This is a genomic window from Mycolicibacterium sp. MU0050 (genome assembly GCF_963378085.1).
Taxonomy (GTDB): Bacteria; Actinomycetota; Actinomycetes; order Mycobacteriales; family Mycobacteriaceae; genus Mycobacterium; species Mycobacterium wendilense.
Map to the genome: position 1 here is coordinate 3,348,397 of NZ_OY726395.1, position 18,529 is coordinate 3,366,925.

Genomic DNA, 18,529 nt, shown 5'->3' on the forward strand with positions numbered 1-18,529 from the left:
GCGATTACCGGTTCTGTCGGATCCACACCAGACTGGTCGGCATGCAGTGCGAGCGGAGAGCGGCCGGTTGGTGAAACTTCGACACGACCCGCGCACGGCGGTGTTGATCGCGCTGATCCTCACGATGGCCCTGGTGGCCATGGACACCACCATCCTGGCGACCGCCGTCCCGCAGGTGGTCGGCGACCTCGGCGGCTTCGACCAGGTCGGCTGGGTGTTCTCGATCTACCTGCTGGCGCAGACCGTGACCATCCCGATCTACGGCAAACTCACCGACCTGTACGGGCGCAAGCCGATCCTGGTGATCGGGGTCGCCGTGTTCCTGCTCGGCTCGGCGCTGTCCGCGGGCGCCTGGAACATGGTGTCCTTGATCGCATTTCGCGCGGTCCAGGGCATCGGCGCGGGCGCGATCGGCAGCACGGTGCAAACCGTCGCCGGCGACCTCTACACGGTGGCCGAACGCGGCCGGATCCAGGGCTATCTGGCCAGCGTGTGGGGCATCTCGGCGGTGATCGCGCCGGCGCTGGGCGGCCTGTTCGCCCAGTACCTGTCGTGGCGCTGGATCTTCCTGGTGAACATCCCCATCGGGGTGTTCGCGCTGTATCTGATCCTGCGCGACCTGCACGACGACGTCGAACGCCGGCCGCACCGCATCGACTACCTGGGCTCCATGCTGGTCCTGATTGCCGCGGGGGCGCTGATCCTGGGGCTGCTCCAAGGCGGCACCACCTGGTCCTGGGGCTCGCCGGCCAGCATCGCCGTGTTCACCGTCGCGGTGGTCGCCGGTGTCGCCCTGCTCTTCGCCGAACGTCGCGCAGCCGAACCGATTCTCCCGTCGTGGCTGTGGCGCCGACGGCACACCGCGGCGTCGATGGCGGCCACCGCCACCGCCGGGATGATGGTCATCGGCCTGTCGGTGTACCTGCCCAACTGGGGGCAGGTGGTGCTGGGTTTGTCCCCGGTGGCGGCGGGGTTCGTGCTGGCCGCGATGAGCATCACCTGGCCCCTGGCCTCCGGCATCTCCGCCCGGATCTACCTGCGGATCGGTTTCCGCAACACCGCGCTGCTCGGCGGGGTCACCGCCGTGGCCGCCGCGGCCGGGTTCACGCTGCTGGGCCCCGACGCGCCGGTGTGGCAGCCGGTGGCCTGCACCGCCGTGATGGGTGCGGGCATGGGGTGGTTGTTCTCGCCGCTGATCGTCGGGCTGCAGAACACCGTCGGCTGGGGACAGCGCGGCACCATCACCGGCGGGCTGATGTTCTCCCGGTTCTTGGGGCAGAGCCTGGGCGCCGCCGGTTTCGGCGCCGTCGCCAACACCGTGCTGCGCCACCAGCACGACCAACCCGACGCCGTGGCCATGCACGCCGCCACCCACGCCGTCTTCGTCGGCTTGCTGGTCGCCGGCGCGGTCAGCGTGCTGCTGCTGTTGTTCGTGCCGCGGCGGTTTCCCGTCCACACCCCGACCCCCGACGAACCCGCGACCTAGCTGCGCCCCCGGGTACTCCTAGGCTCGATCCATGGCAGCGGGCAGCTGGTGGTCGCGACGGGGCTCGCAGCTGTCGGCCCGGTTCGACGCGATCCCGATGGCCCTGCTGCGGTTCAGCATCGCCGTGTTCAACCGGGCGCCGCGACCGGTGCGCCAGGCCTGGCGGCTGGTGCTGCGCACCGTTCGGGGTGCCGTGCACGACCGGGTGGCCGGCCTGGCCGCCGAGGCCGCACTGTTCTCCCTGATCTCGCTGCCGGCGTTGCTGCTGGCGATCCTCGGGTCGTTGGGGTTCATTGCCGAGGCCCTGGGCCCGGCGGGCACCGAGGGGTTGCGGCAGCTGGTGCTCGAGGTGCCCGAGGCGTTCCTGTCGGAACAAACCTTCACCGCCTACGCACAGACCGTGGAGGCCATGCTGGCCCAGCGGCGCGGCAGCGTGATCTCCATCGGCATCGTGTTGAGCCTGTGGACGGGTTCCCGGGCGATCCACCGCTACCTGGAGACCATCGCCATCGCCTACGGGGTCGGTCCGCGGCCGCTGGGGCCGCGGCGGTTGCTGGCGCTCGGGCTGACCGTGGCCGGCCTGCTCGGGGCGGTGGCGCTGCTGCCGCCGCTGGTCCTGGGGCCGGGGGTCATCGAAGCGGTGGCCTCGCCGACGGTCGCCGCGCTGACCCTGCGGGTTCTCGATCTGCTGTTCTGGCCGGCGGTGGCCGTGTTGGTTCTGGTGGGGTTGGCCACGCTGTATCACCTTGGGGCGCCGTGGCATACGCCGTGGCGGCGCGATCTGCCGGGCGCGGCGCTGGCGATGGTGCTGTGGCTGGCCGCCGCCGCGGGACTGCGCGCCTACCTGGAGTTCAGCGTGCAGGACGACGCGGCCTACAGCCAGTTGGCGGTGCCGATCGCGGTGGTGTTGTGGTTGTACGTCACCGCCCTGGCGGTGCTGCTCGGCGCGGAGGTCAACGCGGCCATCGAGAAGATCTGGCCGCACGAACGCCATCCGTGGCGGCTGCGCAGGCCGGCCGCCGAAGATTCGCCCTAGGTATCGACGGGGGCCGCGGTCATACTTTGCGACGTGTTGGGTCATGACAAGCGCGCGCTGGCAGCGGTGTTCGTCGGCGGCGCGATCGGCACGCTGGCCCGCGCGGGACTGGCCGAGTTCGCGGTGCACGACCCGGCGCGCTGGCCGTGGCCGACGTTCGTGGCGAACATCGCCGGCGCGTTCCTGCTCGGCTACCTGAGCGCGCGGCTGCCGCCGATGAGCCATCGGCGGCGGATGTGGGGCACGGGGTTCTGCGGCGGGTTGACCACGTTCTCCACCATGCACGTGGAGACCCTGCGGATGCTCGAACACCACCACTACGCCCTGGCGCTGGGTTATATCGCGATCAGCGTGGCGGCCGGACTTGCGGCGGTGCAGCTGGGAAGCGCACTGGTGCGCCGATGAGCGCGCTGTTGTGGGTGGCGGTCGCCGTGCTCGGCGGCCTCGGCGCGGTCGCCCGCTACCTGTTGGACCACGCGGTCACCCGCCGGGTGGGCCGAGCCTTTCCGTACGGGACCATGGCGGTCAACGTCAGCGGGGCGCTGCTGCTCGGTTTCCTCGGCGGGTTGGCGTTGGGCCCGCACGCGGCGCTGCTCGCGGGCACGGCCTTCGTGGGCGCCTACACGACGTTTTCGACGTGGATGTTGGAGACCCGGCTGCTGGGCGAGAACCGACGCTATTGGCCGGCGGTGGCCAACATCGTGGTCAGTGTGGGGCTGGGGCTGGCCGCGGCCTGGCTGGGACAGACGATCGCGGGCCTCACCGGGGGGGTAAGCCTAGCCTAGGCTTACCCCGCCGTGTAGCGTCGCACGCCATGGAAACGTCTCACCCGGAAGCGGTCAGTGCTGCCCTCGAGGAGATCCTGCGCGACGATCTCAGCGTCGACATCAGCCGTGTCACGCGTGATTCGCGACTGATCGACGACGTGGGCCTGGACTCGGTGGCGTTCGCCGTCGGCATGGTCGCCATCGAGGACAAGCTCGGCGCCGCGCTGACCGAAGAGGACCTGCTCAGCTGCGAGACCGTCGGGGACCTCGAAAAGGCCATCCTGGCCAAGGTTCCCGCCGCCAAGTGAACGTGCTGACGTCCGCGCTGACGCGGGCGATGACCGAGACCGACAAGGACCTGGTGGTCCTGCACCGCGACACCGGCGAGTGGATCCGGCACCCCTGGGCCGAGGTCCACGCCCGCGCCGAGAACGTCGCCGAACGCATCGGCAACAGTCCGGCCGGCGCCGTGGGTTTGGTCGGTGAGGTCACGGTCGAATTCGTCGCGGCCCTGCAGGGCGCGTGGCTGGCCGGGCGGGCGGTCTCCATCCTGCCCTCCCCGATCCGCGGCGCCGACCCCGCGCAATGGGCCCAGGCCACGCTCACCCGCTTCGCCGGGATCGGGGCCACCACCGTGTGCTCGGCGGGCGCCGACCTGGACCTGCTGCGCGACGCCGGGTCCCCGACCACGTTGCTGGACCTGCCCGCCGTCGGCCACACCCGGCGCTCCGGCACCTTCAGCCCGGCGCCCGACGACGGCGGCTACGCCGTGTTGCAGGGCACCGCGGGTTCCACCGGCACCCCGCGCACCGCCGCGCTGCGCCCCGAGGCGGTGTTCAACAACGTCAGCGGCCTGTTGCAGCACACCGGAATCGACCGCAGCGTCGACGTCGGCTGCTCCTGGCTGCCGGTGTATCACGACATGGGCCTGACCTTCCTGCTCAGCGGCGCGCTCGGCGGCTGCGAGCTGTGGCTGGCCCCCACCGCGGCCTTCTCGGCGTCGCCGTTCCGGTGGCTGAGCTGGCTCTCGGACAGCCGCGCAACGCTGACCGCCGCACCGAATTTCGCGTACAACGTCATCGGCAAGTACGCCCGACGGGTCCCCGAGGTCGACCTGTCGGCGCTGCGCTTCGCCATCAACGGCGGCGAACCGGTCGACACCGAAGGATTCGCCCGCTTCCTGAGCGAGCTGGGCCGCTACGGCCTGGACCCGGGCGCCGCCGCGCCGTCCTACGGTCTGGCCGAGGCCACCTGCGCGGTCACCGCACCGATGCCGGGCACCGGCCTGCTCGCCGACGAACTGTGGGACCCGGTCACCGAGTCCGTGCAGCGCCACGCGGTCCTGGGCCACCCGATCCCGGGGATGGAACTGCGCATCGTCGCCTCCGAGGAGCACTCGGCGGACTCCGGCAAGGAGATCGGCGAGGTCGAGATCCGGGGCACCTCGATGATGTCGGGCTACCTCGGCGCCGAAACCGTGGCCGACGGCGAGTGGTTCAAGACCGGCGACATCGGCTATCAGGTCGACGGCGGGCTGGTGGTGTGTGGCCGCGCGAAGGAGCTGATCACCGTGGCGGGCCGCAACGTCTTCCCCACCGAGGTCGAGCGAGTGGCCGCCCAGGTGCGCGGCGTCCGCGAGGGCGCGGTGGTCGCCGTCGGCACCGAGCCCGGCGCGCCGCGGCCCGGACTGGTGATCGCCGCCGAGTTCCGCGGTCCCAACCCGGAAGCCGCGCGCAGCGAACTGATTTCGCGGGTCGCCTCCGAATGCGGTGTGGTGCCCGCCGACGTCATCTTTGTCACGCCCGGCTCGTTGCCCCGCACCTCGTCGGGCAAGCTGCGGCGACTCGAAGTACGAAGCAATCTGGAGGCGGTTCGGACATGACCACGGCAGTCGAAACTTCGGTCGACGAGTATCGGGATCTGCTCGAGGGCGTGTTCGACGACCGGGTGGTCGCCTGGACCGCCGAGGCCGAACAAACCGAGCGCTTCCCCCGCAAGCTCATCGAATACCTGGGCTCTGCAGGCGTTTTCACCGCGAAGTGGGGCCAGGCGCAGCAACCACACGTCGGCAAGCTGCTCGAATTGGCCTACCAGCTGGGCGATCTGGGCTCGGCCGGGATCGCCGTCGGCGTCAGCCTGCACGACTCCGCGATCGCCACGCTGCGGCGCTTCGCCAAGTCCGACTACCTCAAGGACATCTGCGAGCAGGCGATCCGCGGCGAAGCCGTGCTCTGCCTTGGCGCCTCCGAGGAGTCCGGCGGCTCCGATCTGCAGATCTGCGAGACCGAGGTCCGTTCGGCGCGTGGCGGTTTCGAGATCCGCGGCATCAAGAAGTTCGTGTCGCTGTCCCCCATCGCCGACCACATCCTGGTGGTTGCCCGCAGCGTCGACCACGACCAGAACAGCCGGCACGGCAACGTGCTGCTGATCGCCGTGCCCACCGCGCAGACCGAGATCCAGACGCCCTACCGCAAGGTGGGCGCGGGACCACTGGACACCGCCGCGGTGCACATCGACACCTGGGTCCCCGAGGACGCGCTGATCGCCCGGGCCGGCACCGGCCTGGCCGCGGTGTCCTGGGGCCTGGCCCACGAGCGGATGTCGATCGCCGGGCAGGTGGCGTCCTCCTGCCAGCGGGTGCTCGGCATCACGCACGCCCGGATGGTCAACCGGCGCCAGTTCGGCTCCACGCTGTTCGAGCATCAGGCGCTGCGCCTGCGGATGGCCGACCTGCAGGCCCGGGTGGATCTACTTCGGCACGGCCTCAACGGGATTGCCGCCACCGGCAAGCTCGATCTGCGGGCCGCAGCAGCGGTGAAGGTGACCGCGGCGCGCCTCGGCGAGGAAGTGCTCTCCGAGTGCATGCACATCTTCGGCGGGTCCGGTTACCTGGTCGACGAGACCCCGTTGGGCCGGTGGTGGCGCGACATGAAACTGGCCCGCGTGGGCGGCGGCACCGACGAGGTGCTCTGGGAGCTGGTGGCCGCGGCGATGAAGCCCGACCACGACGGCTACGCCGCCCTGATGGGCGGCTGAGGCCCGGCCGTCAGGCCGCCGGCCGGTGCAGCGCGTAGAGCGCCATGCGGCGGTTGGCCATGTCGTGCTCGCCGAGGAATTCGCAGCCGGCGAACTCGCAGAGCCGGCGGGCACCGGTGTTGCGGTGATCGGGGTCGAACATGATTCGGCCGCAACGCGGTTCGAGTTCGAACAGGCTCTTGGTGACACGGGGCAGCAGCAGCGGACCGAATCCGCGGTTGACGATCCGAAGATCGGCGATCGCGGCGTGCAGACCCAGGTCGTAGGGGTCCGCGTCGTAGCGCGGGGCGATCGAGTCCTTCGCGGCCCGGTAGACCTCGAGATAGCCGAGATCCTCACCGTGGCGGCTGCACACCAGCGGCCGGGAGTAGCTGCCGGCGCGTTGGGCGGCCAGGTAGCCGCGCCAGCGGTCCTCCAGCCAGTCCGACTCCCACGCCTCGACCAGATGCGGACGGTTCATCCACTCCGAGATCATTGCGGCGTCGGACTCCGGGTCGGCCAGCCTGATCCCGTAGGGCTCGCCGATCGACGGCAACGGGGGCGCCGGGACCGCCCGCACCTCCGCGGAGATCTCCGTCAGTTCCCGGGGAAGGACGGGCAGTGCCTCCGGCGTGGCGGTGCAGGAACCGTTGGGCGAGGCATTCCGCGGCGCTGACTCAGTCATCGAGCGGTGAGCCTACCGGAGGGAGGAAGGCTAGGTTTACCTACCTTGCCCGGCTTGACTCAGCCGTGCTGGGTCTTGAGCACCGTCAACAGAACCGCCGAATCCTCCACGGCGGCCAGCGAATGCCGCACCGGCGGAATGACCACGAAATCGCCCGTCGAGCACTCGCAGGAGTCCTCGCCGGCGACCAGGCGGACCTTGCCGCGCAGCACCTGCAGGGTGGCCTCGCCCGGGCTCTCGTGCTCGGCCAGTTCCTGGCCGGCGGCCAGGGCGATCACCGTCTCACGCAGGGAATGATCATGGCCGCCGCGCACGGTGTGGGCCGAACGTCCCGCCCGCGCGCCCCGGGCCGCCTCCAGCTGCTCGTCAACGACCGTAGTCAGCGATATCGGTTGCACTGTCACTCCTCTTTTCGCAGTCATCAGGTAAGCAGCAGGACGCCGGTCGTCAGCAGAGCGAGCACTTTGACCGCTTCCAGCACCACATAAGCGTAGTGAACCCGCGACCGGGACTGCCCGGAACCTGCGGAACCACCAGCCAGCACGGCGTTGGACCGGCGCATCAACGCCGGCCGCACCACCGCCAACTGCACGATGAGCGCGCCCAACGCGACGCCGAAACCGCCCATCGCGGCCGTCGACGGGGTGGCGAGGATCATGCCCACCAGGATCACCGCCGCCAGCACCGCCTCGCAGCCGTTGAGGGCGCGAAACACCAGTCGGCCGATGCCGAGCCCGATGGGCAACGTCACCCCCGGCGCCCGGAACTTCAGCGGCGCCTCCAGGAACGAGATCGCCAACACCATGCCCAACCACACGAAAACCGCTGCCGCAGCGGCGGATCCACCAGCGCTCATGACTCCTCCTCCCCCGAGTCAACACGATCGTCGCGCCCAGGTTGAGGCCTTTGGTCGCCGATACCGAGGGTAAAGGTCCCTTGGGCTGCCCGCTTCGGTCCGCAGGTCAGTGCCGCGGCCCGATCCACTGCCCGGCCAGCTCGCCCACCCAGGCTTCGGCCGCGATGGGGTCGAAGGGCGGGCTCGCCACCAGCACCATCTCGTCGAAACCGGCGTCGGCCAGCCGTCGGGCATCACCGGGCATCGGCGCGCGCAGCGACGCACACAGCCGCAGGTCGCCGGGTTCCCGACCGGCGGCGCGCAGCCGTGCACGCAGGGCCGAAGCCGCCGCGGCGGCCTCCTCCACGTCGGCCAGCGCGAAGCCGTACCAGCCGTCGGCCCACTGCGCGGCCTGCTCCAGCGCGCTCTCGCTGTTGCCGCCCAGCACGATGGGCAGCGTGCGATTGCGCGGTTTCGGGTTGACCCGCACGTCGTGGAACTGCACGAATTCGCCGTCGAACGAGGCCACGTCCGAGCGCCACAATTCGCGCATGGCCGCCACGTACTCCGCGGTGCGGGCCGCTCGCCGCGCGAAGGGCACGCCGATGGCGTCGAACTCCTCTCGCACCCAGCCGAATCCGACCCCGAGGGCCAGCCGCCCGGCACACAGCTTGTCCAGCGACGCCGCCCGCTTGGCGATCGCCACCGGATTGTGTTCGGGCAGCACCAGCACGCCGGTCGCCAGCCCGATGCGGGTGGTGGCCGCGGCCGCGAAGCTCAGCGTGATGAACGGGTCCAGCCAGTCGGTGTCGACGGGCACCGGGCCCACTCCGTCGTCCGAATAGGGGTACCGGGACGCGAATTCGTCGACCATCACCACCCGTTCGCCGGACCACAGCGTGGAAAAACCGGCGCGCTCGGCCGCGGCGGCCACCGCGTCGATCACGGTGCGCTCAGCGCCCGAACCGACGCCCAGCGCGTGCAGGCCCACGTCCATGCGGCGATCATGTCAGGCACAATCATCGATGTGAGCGACGATCCGGTTGCGGTACTGCAACGTTGGGAGGACGCCGGCGCCGTATGGCGGGTGCTGCATCGCAACGACGCGTCCGTGACCGTCGGCCTGTTCACCTGCGACGGCGGCGAAGAGGTCGACCGCGTCACCTCCGACGCCGCCGCGCTGCTCGCGTTCATCGGTGCGCGCACCAGCAATCTGGACTGACGCCGTCGGCCCGCGGGTAAAGGGTCAGTAACGAGGGTGCGTCAAAGCGGCCATGGTCGTGGTCTTCTGCGCGGTGTGCGGGGGCCGCCTCGCTAGGTTCCGGGCATGGCGATCAGCAGATCGGTGCGCGCCGCGGCCGCCGCAGCGATCGCGATCGTTGCCGCCGGCTGCTCGGCGGCCCAGCCACCGGCCGGTGCCATCGACGCCGGATCCGCCGAACCCGCCCCGACCATCTCGGGCGCGCTCGACACCTGGCAGGACGCGGTGTGTCAGCCCGCCACCCCCGACGGCACCGACAGCTGCACCCCGCTCGACGGCGACGGCAGCATCAACTTCGACCACTTCGACTCGCAGGAGGCCATGGACGCGCAGCTGTCCTGGGCCGGTTCGCACTACGCGGCCCACACCGTCGTCGATAACCGGCCGCTGGTGATCTGGACGCCCGCCGAGCACGGGGAAGACGACCTGCATCCGCTGCGGGACTTCGGCTTCGCCCTGACCTCCTACGAGCAGCCCTCGACGTTCGCGGCCCGTCCCGCCGACGCGGGCCCGGCGGCGCTGCCCATCGCCGGGGCCGCCGTCCCCATCCCGGTCAACCCGTACGGCTACGCCGGCGTGCAGACCGCGTCCGGCGAGCTGCAATGCATGATCCAGGCCGCGTTCGTCGGCTGCCAGAGCATTGGCATGACCTGGCCGGTGCACCTCGACGGCAGCGGGCCGTACCACGGCGTGAAGATCAATCCCGACGGCAGCCTGACCTGGATCGACGGCAACCTGGGCGCCGAGGCCTCCACCACCTTGGACCATCAGACCTACCGGGCGCTGGGTTGGACCGTCGTCGCCGGCGCGGACGGGGTGCAGTTCCGCAACGACCGCACCGGGCACGGCGCGATCGTCAGCGTCAGCCGGGTCCAGCAGTTCTGAGCCGCCGTGAACGGTTCGGGATGATTTATTGACTCGACGGTGTTGGAACGGCCGGTATGATGAACAGTCCCGTCGAAGGTCGGCGGGGACAGTGCGAAGTTTTCACAGACAAGGGGCTGAACGGTTTCGACTTCGCGCATCGAATCAAGGGAAGCGTGCCGGTGCAGGCAAGAGACCACCGTAAGCGTCGTTGCAACCAATTAAGCGCCGATACCAATCAGCGCGACTACGCTCTCGCTGCCTAAGCGAAGCTAGTCCGTCAGACCGGGAAAGCCCTCGACCCGGACCCTGGCGTCATCTAGAGGGATCAACCGATGAGTTCGGTCGCGGGACTCATCGGGACACCAAACAGCGACTGGGATCGTCATCTCGGCTTGTTCGCGTGACCGAGAGATCCGAGTAGAGACACAGCGAACTGCGCACGGAGAAGCCTCGAGGGAATGCCGTAGGACCCGGGTTCGATTCCCGGCAGCTCCACCAATGGAAAGGCCCCCTACCTGCGGGTAGGGGGCCTTTACCGTGGTTCGAAGGCCCGCCCACCGACGTGTCGGCCTGCACCGCACGACAACCGACGGGAGTGCACCAATGAGCGATGCCGGCGCAGCCGAAAACGCGGTCGGCGCGGCGGCCGGCGCTCCCGCGGAGCGGCGCACCCCGTGGGTCGCCATCGTGGCGTTGGCGCTGGGCATCTTCGTGATGATCACCATCGAGCAGTTGCCGATCGGCGTGCTCACCCTCATCGGTGGCGACCTGGGGGTCAGCAGCGGGATGGTGGGACTGGCCGTCACCATCCCCGGAATTCTCGCCGGCGCCGTCGCCGTGTTCACCCCGACACTCATCGGCCGCCTCGACCGCAGGCTTGCCCTGGTGCTTGCGCTGCTCCTGGTCTTTCTGTCCGCCGTAACCTCGGCCATTGCGCCGAACCTGGTCGCGTTGCTGGCATTCCGGCTGTTCGCCGGTGTCTCCATCGGGATCTTCTGGGCGCTGTTGGCGGTCGTGACCGCCCGCGTGGCGCATCCCGCCGACCTCGCCAAGGCGCTGACGGTGGCGTACGGCGGGGTCTCGATGGCCATCGTCATAGGAGTCCCGTTCGCGGCCTGGATCGGCGCGATGTTGGGGTGGCGCTGGGCCTTCGTCCTCGTCGGCGCGCTGGGACTGATGGTTGCCGGCGCTCTGTTCGTGCTCCTGCCGCCGGTCACGGTGCAGGAGCGCTCGTCGCTGCGGCAACTCGGGGCCGTGTGGTCCATCTCGACGGTCCGCCTGGGGGTGATGCTGACGTTGGTTCTGGTCACCTTCCACTTCACGGCCTACACCTACGCGAGCCCGGTGCTGCAGGACCGCATCCACATCACCATCGACGGCGTCGGGCCGATGCTGTTCGTGTTCGGCATCGCCGGCTTCATCGGCAACTTCGTCGCGGGCCCACTGCTGCGACGTTCACCCCGAGGCACGTTCGTCGCCCTGCCCATCGGCGTGCTCGTCGGTGTGCTGGTGCTGGGACTGCTGGCCGGTGGGGTCGCCGACGGCGCCGCGGCGATGGCGTTGTGGGGACTGTTCGGCGGAGCCATCAGCGTGGTGACCCAGGCCTGGATCCTGCACACCGCCAGCGACCTGTCCGAGCCGGCGACGGCCCTGAACAGCGGCGCATTCAACATCGCCATCGCCTTCGGCGCGCTCGTGGGCGGCCGGGCCTATGACGGCGGCGGCGCCCTGGCGGTCACCGTATCCGCCGCCGCCGGTCTGGCGCTGGCCGCGGTGTTGGCGGGCTGGGCCGCGGTGCGGGATCGGAAGAGCTCGGTAGGCGCGTAGGCGGGCGGTGCGGGCTCGGCTTGCGCGCCGAGATTGTCGTGAGGGTCGTGGATCGCGGAAGGCCACAGCCCTGGTGATGTTTTCGCGCCGGGTATCGCCGAATTCGCCACGATCCCCTCGCGCTCACCGCCCCGCGGTAGTCGGCGCGGGCTGCGCCTCGCGGGCGCGGTATTCCGCCACCGGCACCGGCGCCGTCTCCGCGTAGCCGATCGGCAGCAGCACATCGCCGGCGGTGGTCACGTAGTAGACGTCCCACCGGTGGTAGGCGTGAAACGCGGTCGGTTCGGTGGCCATCACCGCGGCGTAGGCGTTGACCGCCCGCACGTACCGGTCGGAGTTGTTGTACCGGAACAGCGCATTGTCGCGGTCGACGGCGAAACCCTGCGCGGCCAGGAACCGACCGGCAGCCAGGATGCTGTCGCGCGGTGACCGGATATCCCCGCCGGCGCCGTATTGCTCCCAGGTACCCGGCATGAACTGCATGGGTCCCTGCGCGCCGGCGGTACTGGTGCCCTCGATGCGCCCGAACCCGGTCTCGATCAGGTTGATCGCTGCCAGATGCGCCCACGGCACACCCGAGGCGGCCTCCGCCTCGCGGAAGTACCCCAGCAGCTCCTCGGCGGGCGCGGGCGCGACAATCCGCCAGGCCGGCACGGTGTCGCGCAACCCGGAGCTCTCCCCCAGCGCCGTGAGGTCGCGGCGCGCGGTGATGTTGCGGTCGTAGTTATCAAGCAGCTCCGGCGGAATCCGCGGCCGGACAACCGGATCCCACTCCGGATGACGGCCCAGCACCCGGTAGGCCGCCTGCTGTCGGTGCGCGGCGGCAGCCAACATCGCCTCCGGCGACGACGGGTCGCGCAGCACCCGCTCGTCGTGCACCAGGTCGTCGGCGAGTCGGGCGGGGTCCGACGCCAGGTCCCGACTCGGTGTCGGCGGCGCCGGGACCGGGACACTCACCGACGGCGTCGGGGCCGGTTCGGGTTCGGGTTGGCTCGCACACCCGGTGAGCGCCAGCGCGACGAGCAGCGCCGAACTCGCGCGGCGCACCGACGCCGCCTTCGCAGCGGGCATACCTGGATCGGCTTCGGGCTTCGACATGTCTGCCGCCGACCCTATGGCAGCATCGAAACGATGACAGTCGTAATCGCGTTGCGCTGCGTCGACGGCGTGGTGATGGGATCGGATTCGCAGATCACCGACCCGGGCCGCGGGTTGACCTACCCCGACCAGAAGCTGCATCCGCTGGGAAAGCGCGCGGCCTGGGGTGGCAGCGGGTCCCGGGCGGTGCTGTACGACCTGGAGCAACTCTTCGGCGCCGAACCCGAATCCATTCTCGAGGCCGACGACGTGGGCCGGGCGCTGCAGGCGCGGGCCGTGCCGGTGCTCAACCATCACTACGAGAACTTCATCGAGAAGGTCCCGGCCCAGGAATCCAGCGGCGCCACCCCGGCGACCTACCTGCTGGCGGCCGGCTACACCCGCGATCAGCCCTTCATCGTCGACATAGACCCGCACGGGCTCATCGGGCATCACGAGGACACCGGGTTTCAGGCCATCGGCAGCGGCGCCCCCATGGCGCAGCAGGCCTACACGCTGATGGAGAACTTCAACATGTCCGATCGCGAGGTGAACTACGGACTGCTGGGCGTGCTGCGGGTGCTGGATGCGCTGGCAGTCGCCTCACCGAGCGTCGGCGGCCCGATGGATCTGTGCCGCATCACCCCCGACGGGGCGCATCACCTCAGCCCCGACGAGGTCGCCGAGGTCCGCGATCAGGTGAGCCGCTGGAAGGACCGCGAGCAACGGGCACTCGACGGCCTCTTCGACTAACTTTTCGGCGCCGGGTCCATCGACGCCAGGAAGTAGGTTTCGTCCCCGCTGGGGTAGCCACCGCCGTCGGTGGCGATGTGCACGTGGTCGTAGTGGTTGAGCGTTTCCGAACCGTAGTCCGCGGTCCAACTCGGCGCGCCGATGCCCGGGTAGTAGCCCTGCCGCCAGATCACGTGCAGCACACCCCAGCGTTCGGCGTTGGCCAGCGCCAGGCCCGCGATCTGGTTGCCCAGTTCAATGCCCTTGTCGCTGTTGTGATTCGGGATCATCACATCGATCGCCAGCCCGTTGGGATGCCACTTCAACGGATCCTGCCGGTAGCCGCCGATGGTGGTGATCTCCGGGAACATCACGCTGATGGCGCGCGCCACCCAGATGGTCTTGACCTGCAGTCCGGACTCCGGGGCCACCCCGGCGGGCAGCTCGAATTGGAAGTCGCGGGCCGCGGCGACCGGCGAACTGGCCGCCAACAGATCCGCTTCGGCGGGCGTCGCGATCCGCGGCGCGTCCGGCGCCGGGCCGACGGGACCGGCCGCGGCCGCGGCCGCCGTCGGCTCCGCAACGCGCTGCACAGGCGCCGTTCCCTGCGCGTAGAGCATCCCGCCGGAGAGCGCCACCGACACCGCCAGGACGAACAACCGTCCCCGGTGGCTGGCTAACAGGTTCCTCCCCACGCAGAGCACCTTACTGCCATCGCGGCTGTGGGTATGGCGATCCCCGTCAGCCGAGTTGACCCCGTGCACCGGGTCTGGTTTGGTGGCCGGTTCCAGGGTTGCTTCGGTTGGAGTGATGCGCAGTGAGCGGGGCAGTCAGTCGGCGGACGCCGACCCGTCAGCCGGCAGATTTGAAAGACCTGACCTTGTTGGTCACCGTCCCGAACGACCCGCAGGCGGTGCGGGCGTTCACCGACGCCGAAAGCGAGGCCGCCAAGGCCTACGCCGAGGAGAAGGGCGGGGTGGTGACCCGACTGCCGCGGTGACGCCCCGACTCAGATCACGTAGTTGAGGTTGTCCACCACGCGCTGACCGACCTGCGCGTCACCGTCGAACTCGATGGCGCTGGGTCGCGACCCGCACAGCGGGCGACCGCCACACAGCCGGGTGAACTGCAGACCGTCGAGACGGATCACCGTGGTGGGTTCGGCGTCGAACTCCTCGACCACGGCCGCGCGCCCGTCGACGGCCACCCGGATGGTGCGCGCCAGTGGCCCGGTCAACTCGAAGGCGACGCGGGAGCCCGCCGGTGCCTTGCCGAGCTTGCCGACGACGAAGCCCATGCTGGCGGCGATCTCGTCGAGCGCCTGGCGGGCCGCCGGCCCGGTCAGCTCCTCGTCGGTCGACGGCCGGCCCAGCGCCTGCCGGATGTCCTGCTCGTGGATCCAGCAGTCGAAGATCCGGATCCGCATGAACCGGCCGTAGCTGTCGGGTCCGGCCGGCGTCGCGGTGACCGCGTTCCACTCCTCGGCGCTCAGCTGCGGCAGGGTGGCGCGGCGCCGCGCGATGACCTCGCGGTAGCGGCCCAGCATGGCCTCGGCGGTCTCGTCGCGCAGGGTGACGATCCAGTGCTCGTTCAACTCCCCGATGGGGTTGCGCACGTGGTCGAGCGCCGCCACGTCGACGCCGGACTCCGGTGTCGGCGTCCCGGCCAGCATCGATTCGGTGCCGATGATGTGCGCGACGACGTCGTGGATCGACCATCCCGGCAACGCGGTCGGTCGCCGCCAGTCGGCCGCGGGCACCGTCGCCAGCAGTCGTTCGATGTCGTCCCAGACGGCGAAAAGGGCGTCGAGTACTTCAGTTTGGTTCAGTTCCAGAACCGGGCGAGGGCTGCTCACCAGCCGACGGTACCGCGTTGTCCCGCCGGGCGCGGGCACGGCGCTTACCTTCGTGCATCGCGGCCACCCGGGCCACCGGAATGGTGTGACCCTGTTCGATCACGTCGCGCGGCAACGCCTGCGCAGGGGGCATCGCCTCGGCCCACGGATCGCGGCCGCCCAGCGCGTCGAGCGCGGTGTGCAGCGTGAAATCCCCCGGCCTCACGCGGTCCAGGTCCGACCACGCCACCGGGAACGACACCGGCATGCCCGGGCGCAGCCGAGGGCTGTAGGCGGCGGCCACCGTCGCCCCGCCCGCGCGGGTCGCATCCACGAATACCTTGCCCGCGCGGTCCTCGACGATGAACGCCGTCGTCGCAATGTCGGGATCGAGGGCCTCGGCCCGGGCGGCCAAGGCGCGGGTGGCCGCGGCGACGTCCTCGACCGGAGCGCTGTCATCGACGGGCACGAAGATGTGCAGGCCCCGGGAGCCGCTGGTCTTCACCGCGCCGGCCAGGCCGGCGTCGGCCAACGCGCGGCGCACCAGCTGCGCCACGGCCACCACCGCGGCGAAGTCCGCACCGGTCGGCGGGTCCAGGTCGAGCACCAGGTGGGTGGGTCGATAGATGTTGGCGGCGAGCCCCAGCGTGGGGTGATATTCGATGGCCCGCTGGTTGGCGAACCACAGCAGGGTGCGCCGGTCGTTGCACAGCGCATAGTGGATCTCACGCCGGGACGACTCCGCCCAGATCGCCACGGTGGCCACCCAGTCCGGGGTGTACTTCGGGACGTTCTTCTGCATGAACGGCGCCCGGCCCCGCAGCGCCCGCAACACCGTCAGCGGCCGGTCGATCAGGCCCGGCAGCAGCCGGTCCGCGACGGCATCGAGGTAGTCGACGAGGTCCCGCTTCGTGGCGGCGGCCTCCGGGCCCAGCGGCTGATCCAGATTGGTCAGGTCGACCCCGGCGCGCTGCTCCCCTGCGGCCATGGCAGCGTCAGGACATTCCCTTGGCGCGCCGACCCATCTCCCGGATGATCTCGCGGTCGGCGTCGCGCTTCGCCAGATCCTGGCGCTTGTCGTGGGCCTGCTTACCGCGCGCCAGCGCCAGTTCCACCTTGACCTTGCCGTCGAGGAAGTACAGCGACAGCGGCACCAGCGTGAGGTTGCCGTCGCGGATCTTGCCCACCAGCGTGTCGATCTGCCGGCGGTGCAGCAGCAGCTTGCGGTTGCGCCGCGGGGCGTGGTTGGTCCAGGTCCCCTGCACGTACTCGGGGATGTGCAGATTGCGCAGCCAGATCTCGCCGTCGTCGACGGTCGCGAACGCGTCGGCCAGCGACGCCTGTCCCTCCCGCAGGCTCTTCACCTCGGTGCCCTGCAGCACCACGCCGGCCTCGTAGGTGTCGAGGATCGCGTAGTTGTGCCGCGCCTTGCGGTTCGTCGCGACGACCTTGCGGCCGGGTGTGGCGGCGGCATTGCCCTTCTTGGATTTGGCCATCGCTACCTTCGGATGTACAGCCGCAAGGTCAGGTACGCCGTGATGCCCGACATCGCCAAGCCCAGACCGAGCATCCAGGGCACGCAGTAATACAGGATGTCCAGGAAGTCGATCGGCGCAATCAGATTGGCCCGATAGAACTGGTCCAGCGTGGCGTCGAGGAACAGGCTGCGCACCAGGATCAGGCCGATGATGGCGAGCACCACGCCGATCAACGCCGCCAGCATCGCCTCCAGCAGGAACGGCAGCTGGGTGTACCAGCGGGTGGCACCGACGAGTCGCATGATGCCGATCTCGGTGCGCCGCGTATACGCGGCGACCTGAACCATGTTGGCGATCAACAACACTGCGCCGATCGCCTGCACCAGCGCCACCGCGAACGCGATGTTGGACAGCCCATTGAGCACCGAGAACAGCCGGTCGATCAGCTCCTTCTGGTTCATCACCTCGCGCACACCGGGTTGACCCCGCATCGCCTCTTCGAACACGGCGTGCTGCTCCGGGTCGCTGAGTTTGACGATGAACGACGCCGGAAACGCGTTTTCGCTGGCGATCTCGGCCAGCTGCGGCATCTTCTCGGCGGCGTCCTGGTAGGCGTCCTGCTGGTTGAGGAACCGCACCGACCGGACGTCGTCGAGGTCTTCGATGGTCGCCCGCAGCGCCATGCAGGTCTCGGAGTTGCACGTCGGATCGTTGGCGGAGATGTCCTCGGTGAGGAACACCTGGCTCTCGACCCGGTCGAGGTAGATCGCGCGGGACTGGTCGGCCAGCCGCACCACCAGCATCCCGCCGCCGAACAGGCCGATCGAGATGGCGGTCGTCAGGATCATCGCGACCGTCATCGTCACGTTGCGACGAAGCCCCGTCAGGACCTCGTTGATCAGGAAGCCAGAACGCACTTATCGATCCATTCCGTAGACACCGCGCTGCTCATCGCGGACCAGGCGGCCCAACGACAGTTCGACAACGCGCTGGCGCATCGCGTCGACAATATGGTGGTCGTGGGTGGCCATCAGCACCGTGGTCCCGGTCCGGTTGATGCGCTCCAACAGGTCCATGACGTCCTTGCTGGTCTCCGGGTCCAGGTTGCCGGTCGGCTCGTCGGCCAGCAGGACCAGCGGCCGGTTGACGAAGGCGCGGGCGATCGCCACCCGCTGCTGCTCACCACCGGAAAGCTCGCCGGGCAGCCGGTTGGCCTTGCCGGACAACCCGACCATCTCCAAGACATCGGGCACAACCCGATTGATCGTCTCGGGCCGTTTGCCGATCACCTCGAGCGCGAACGCGACGTTCTCGAACACCGTCTTCTGCTGCAGCAGCCGGAAATCCTGGAACACACAGCCGATCACCTGCCGAAGGCTGGGGATGTGCCGGCCGGGCAGCTTGTTGACGTGGAACTTCGACACCCGGATGTCCCCCGAGTTCGGCGTCTCCTCGCCGAGCAGCAGCCGCATGAACGTCGATTTGCCCGAACCCGAAGGGCCGATGAGGAAGACGAACTCACCCTTGCCGATCGTCAGGCTCACATCGTCCAGCGCGGGACGCGCGGACTGCTTGTACTGCTTGGTGACTCGGTCAAGGGTGATCATCACGGCACGCCAGTGTAGCGGG

The 18,529-nt window shown here is 69.7% G+C and carries 23 protein-coding genes and 1 other RNA gene; 13 read left to right on the forward strand and 11 right to left on the reverse strand.

What is annotated here, in order from left to right; genetic code table 11:
• Positions 1–70 precede the first annotated feature (70 nt).
• Genes R2K23_RS15865 through mbtN form a run of 7 tightly spaced genes read left to right on the forward strand, consistent with a single transcriptional unit; the run spans position 71 to position 6,325 of the window.
• On the forward strand, positions 71–1,486 hold the full coding sequence (locus R2K23_RS15865) for an MDR family MFS transporter (RefSeq protein WP_316510532.1): 1,416 nt from the start codon (positions 71–73) through the stop codon (positions 1,484–1,486).
• A 31-nt stretch (positions 1,487–1,517) separates the two neighbouring features.
• Complete coding sequence (locus R2K23_RS15870) at positions 1,518–2,522, forward strand: YihY/virulence factor BrkB family protein (protein WP_316510533.1); 1,005 nt, start codon at positions 1,518–1,520, stop codon at positions 2,520–2,522.
• Between the two features lie 33 nt (positions 2,523–2,555).
• The gene (gene crcB, locus R2K23_RS15875) at positions 2,556–2,927 is read left to right on the forward strand and encodes a fluoride efflux transporter CrcB (protein WP_316510534.1); all 372 of its coding nucleotides are present in this window, start codon (positions 2,556–2,558) and stop codon (positions 2,925–2,927) included.
• Entirely contained in the window at positions 2,924–3,307 is a 384-nt protein-coding gene (gene crcB / locus R2K23_RS15880; protein WP_316510535.1) for a fluoride efflux transporter CrcB, read from the forward strand. The genes crcB (R2K23_RS15875) and crcB (R2K23_RS15880) overlap by 4 nt, the downstream gene beginning before the upstream one ends.
• Before the next feature lie 29 nt (positions 3,308–3,336).
• The gene (locus R2K23_RS15885) at positions 3,337–3,597 is read left to right on the forward strand and encodes an acyl carrier protein (RefSeq protein ID WP_316510536.1); all 261 of its coding nucleotides are present in this window, start codon (positions 3,337–3,339) and stop codon (positions 3,595–3,597) included.
• Positions 3,594–5,171, forward strand: a complete 1,578-nt coding sequence (mbtM, locus tag R2K23_RS15890) for a long-chain-fatty acid--ACP ligase MbtM (protein ID WP_316510537.1) — start codon at positions 3,594–3,596, stop codon at positions 5,169–5,171. The genes R2K23_RS15885 and mbtM overlap by 4 nt, the downstream gene beginning before the upstream one ends.
• The gene (gene mbtN / locus R2K23_RS15895) at positions 5,168–6,325 is read left to right on the forward strand and encodes a mycobactin biosynthesis acyl-ACP dehydrogenase MbtN (RefSeq protein ID WP_316510538.1); all 1,158 of its coding nucleotides are present in this window, start codon (positions 5,168–5,170) and stop codon (positions 6,323–6,325) included. The genes mbtM and mbtN overlap by 4 nt, the downstream gene beginning before the upstream one ends.
• Before the next feature lie 10 nt (positions 6,326–6,335).
• On the opposite strand, the gene R2K23_RS15900 is transcribed toward mbtN, so the two are convergent.
• The 4 genes from R2K23_RS15900 to R2K23_RS15915 form a co-directional block, all read right to left on the reverse strand.
• Positions 6,336–6,989 (reverse strand): GNAT family N-acetyltransferase, encoded by a 654-nt coding sequence (locus R2K23_RS15900; protein WP_316510539.1) that lies wholly within the window; start codon positions 6,987–6,989, stop codon positions 6,336–6,338.
• Positions 6,990–7,048: 59 nt separating this feature from the next.
• Positions 7,049–7,387: a cupin domain-containing protein gene (locus R2K23_RS15905; protein WP_316510540.1), complete on the reverse strand. Its 339-nt coding sequence runs from the start codon at positions 7,385–7,387 to the stop codon at positions 7,049–7,051.
• Between the two features lie 23 nt (positions 7,388–7,410).
• Positions 7,411–7,845, reverse strand: a complete 435-nt coding sequence (locus R2K23_RS15910; protein ID WP_316510541.1) for a hypothetical protein — start codon at positions 7,843–7,845, stop codon at positions 7,411–7,413.
• Positions 7,846–7,951: 106 nt separating this feature from the next.
• Positions 7,952–8,821, reverse strand: a complete 870-nt coding sequence (locus R2K23_RS15915) for a TIGR03619 family F420-dependent LLM class oxidoreductase (RefSeq protein WP_316510542.1) — start codon at positions 8,819–8,821, stop codon at positions 7,952–7,954.
• 9 nt (positions 8,822–8,830) lie between these two features.
• On the opposite strand from R2K23_RS15915, the gene R2K23_RS15920 reads away from it, so the two are divergent.
• The 4 genes from R2K23_RS15920 to R2K23_RS15935 all read left to right on the forward strand — a co-directional run bounded on the left by R2K23_RS15920 (position 8,831) and on the right by R2K23_RS15935 (position 11,779).
• Positions 8,831–9,046 (forward strand): hypothetical protein, encoded by a 216-nt coding sequence (locus R2K23_RS15920; RefSeq protein WP_396892144.1) that lies wholly within the window; start codon positions 8,831–8,833, stop codon positions 9,044–9,046.
• Positions 9,047–9,151: 105 nt separating this feature from the next.
• The gene (locus R2K23_RS15925; protein WP_316510544.1) at positions 9,152–9,970 is read left to right on the forward strand and encodes a hypothetical protein; all 819 of its coding nucleotides are present in this window, start codon (positions 9,152–9,154) and stop codon (positions 9,968–9,970) included.
• Between the two features lie 112 nt (positions 9,971–10,082).
• Positions 10,083–10,450: a transfer-messenger RNA gene (gene ssrA / locus R2K23_RS15930) on the forward strand.
• A gap of 105 nt (positions 10,451–10,555) precedes the next feature.
• Positions 10,556–11,779 carry an MFS transporter gene (locus R2K23_RS15935; RefSeq protein ID WP_316510545.1) on the forward strand — a complete coding sequence of 408 codons (1,224 nt, stop codon included), beginning with the start codon at positions 10,556–10,558 and terminating at the stop codon, positions 11,777–11,779.
• A 123-nt stretch (positions 11,780–11,902) separates the two neighbouring features.
• Here the strand turns inward: R2K23_RS15935 and R2K23_RS15940 are convergent, their stop codons facing one another.
• Complete coding sequence (locus R2K23_RS15940) at positions 11,903–12,877, reverse strand: transglycosylase SLT domain-containing protein (protein ID WP_316510546.1); 975 nt, start codon at positions 12,875–12,877, stop codon at positions 11,903–11,905.
• A gap of 33 nt (positions 12,878–12,910) precedes the next feature.
• On the opposite strand from R2K23_RS15940, the gene R2K23_RS15945 reads away from it, so the two are divergent.
• The gene (locus R2K23_RS15945) at positions 12,911–13,609 is read left to right on the forward strand and encodes an Ntn hydrolase family protein (RefSeq protein WP_316510547.1); all 699 of its coding nucleotides are present in this window, start codon (positions 12,911–12,913) and stop codon (positions 13,607–13,609) included.
• Here the strand turns inward: R2K23_RS15945 and R2K23_RS15950 are convergent.
• Positions 13,606–14,208 carry a VldE C-terminal domain-containing protein gene (locus R2K23_RS15950; protein WP_396893613.1) on the reverse strand — a complete coding sequence of 201 codons (603 nt, stop codon included), beginning with the start codon at positions 14,206–14,208 and terminating at the stop codon, positions 13,606–13,608. The two genes, R2K23_RS15945 and R2K23_RS15950, sit on opposite strands and share 4 nt — an antisense overlap.
• Before the next feature lie 245 nt (positions 14,209–14,453).
• On the opposite strand from R2K23_RS15950, the gene R2K23_RS15955 reads away from it, so the two are divergent.
• Positions 14,454–14,588, forward strand: coding sequence for a hypothetical protein (locus tag R2K23_RS15955; RefSeq protein WP_316510549.1), 135 nt, complete (start codon positions 14,454–14,456; stop codon positions 14,586–14,588).
• Positions 14,589–14,597: 9 nt separating this feature from the next.
• Here R2K23_RS15955 and R2K23_RS15960 read toward each other — a convergent pair whose 3' ends face one another.
• The 5 genes from R2K23_RS15960 to ftsE are packed head-to-tail and all read right to left on the reverse strand — an operon-like array spanning position 14,598 to position 18,507.
• Positions 14,598–15,446, reverse strand: coding sequence for a maleylpyruvate isomerase family mycothiol-dependent enzyme (locus R2K23_RS15960; RefSeq protein WP_316517323.1), 849 nt, complete (start codon positions 15,444–15,446; stop codon positions 14,598–14,600).
• Positions 15,403–16,410 (reverse strand): DNA polymerase domain-containing protein, encoded by a 1,008-nt coding sequence (locus tag R2K23_RS15965; RefSeq protein WP_316510550.1) that lies wholly within the window; start codon positions 16,408–16,410, stop codon positions 15,403–15,405. The genes R2K23_RS15960 and R2K23_RS15965 overlap by 44 nt, the downstream gene beginning before the upstream one ends.
• A gap of 7 nt (positions 16,411–16,417) precedes the next feature.
• The gene (gene smpB / locus R2K23_RS15970) at positions 16,418–16,918 is read right to left on the reverse strand and encodes an SsrA-binding protein SmpB (RefSeq protein WP_316510551.1); all 501 of its coding nucleotides are present in this window, start codon (positions 16,916–16,918) and stop codon (positions 16,418–16,420) included.
• A gap of 2 nt (positions 16,919–16,920) precedes the next feature.
• Positions 16,921–17,817, reverse strand: coding sequence for a permease-like cell division protein FtsX (gene ftsX, locus R2K23_RS15975; RefSeq protein ID WP_316510552.1), 897 nt, complete (start codon positions 17,815–17,817; stop codon positions 16,921–16,923).
• Positions 17,818–18,507: a cell division ATP-binding protein FtsE gene (ftsE, locus tag R2K23_RS15980; protein WP_316517325.1), complete on the reverse strand. Its 690-nt coding sequence runs from the start codon at positions 18,505–18,507 to the stop codon at positions 17,818–17,820.
• Between the last annotated feature and the right edge of the window lie 22 nt (positions 18,508–18,529).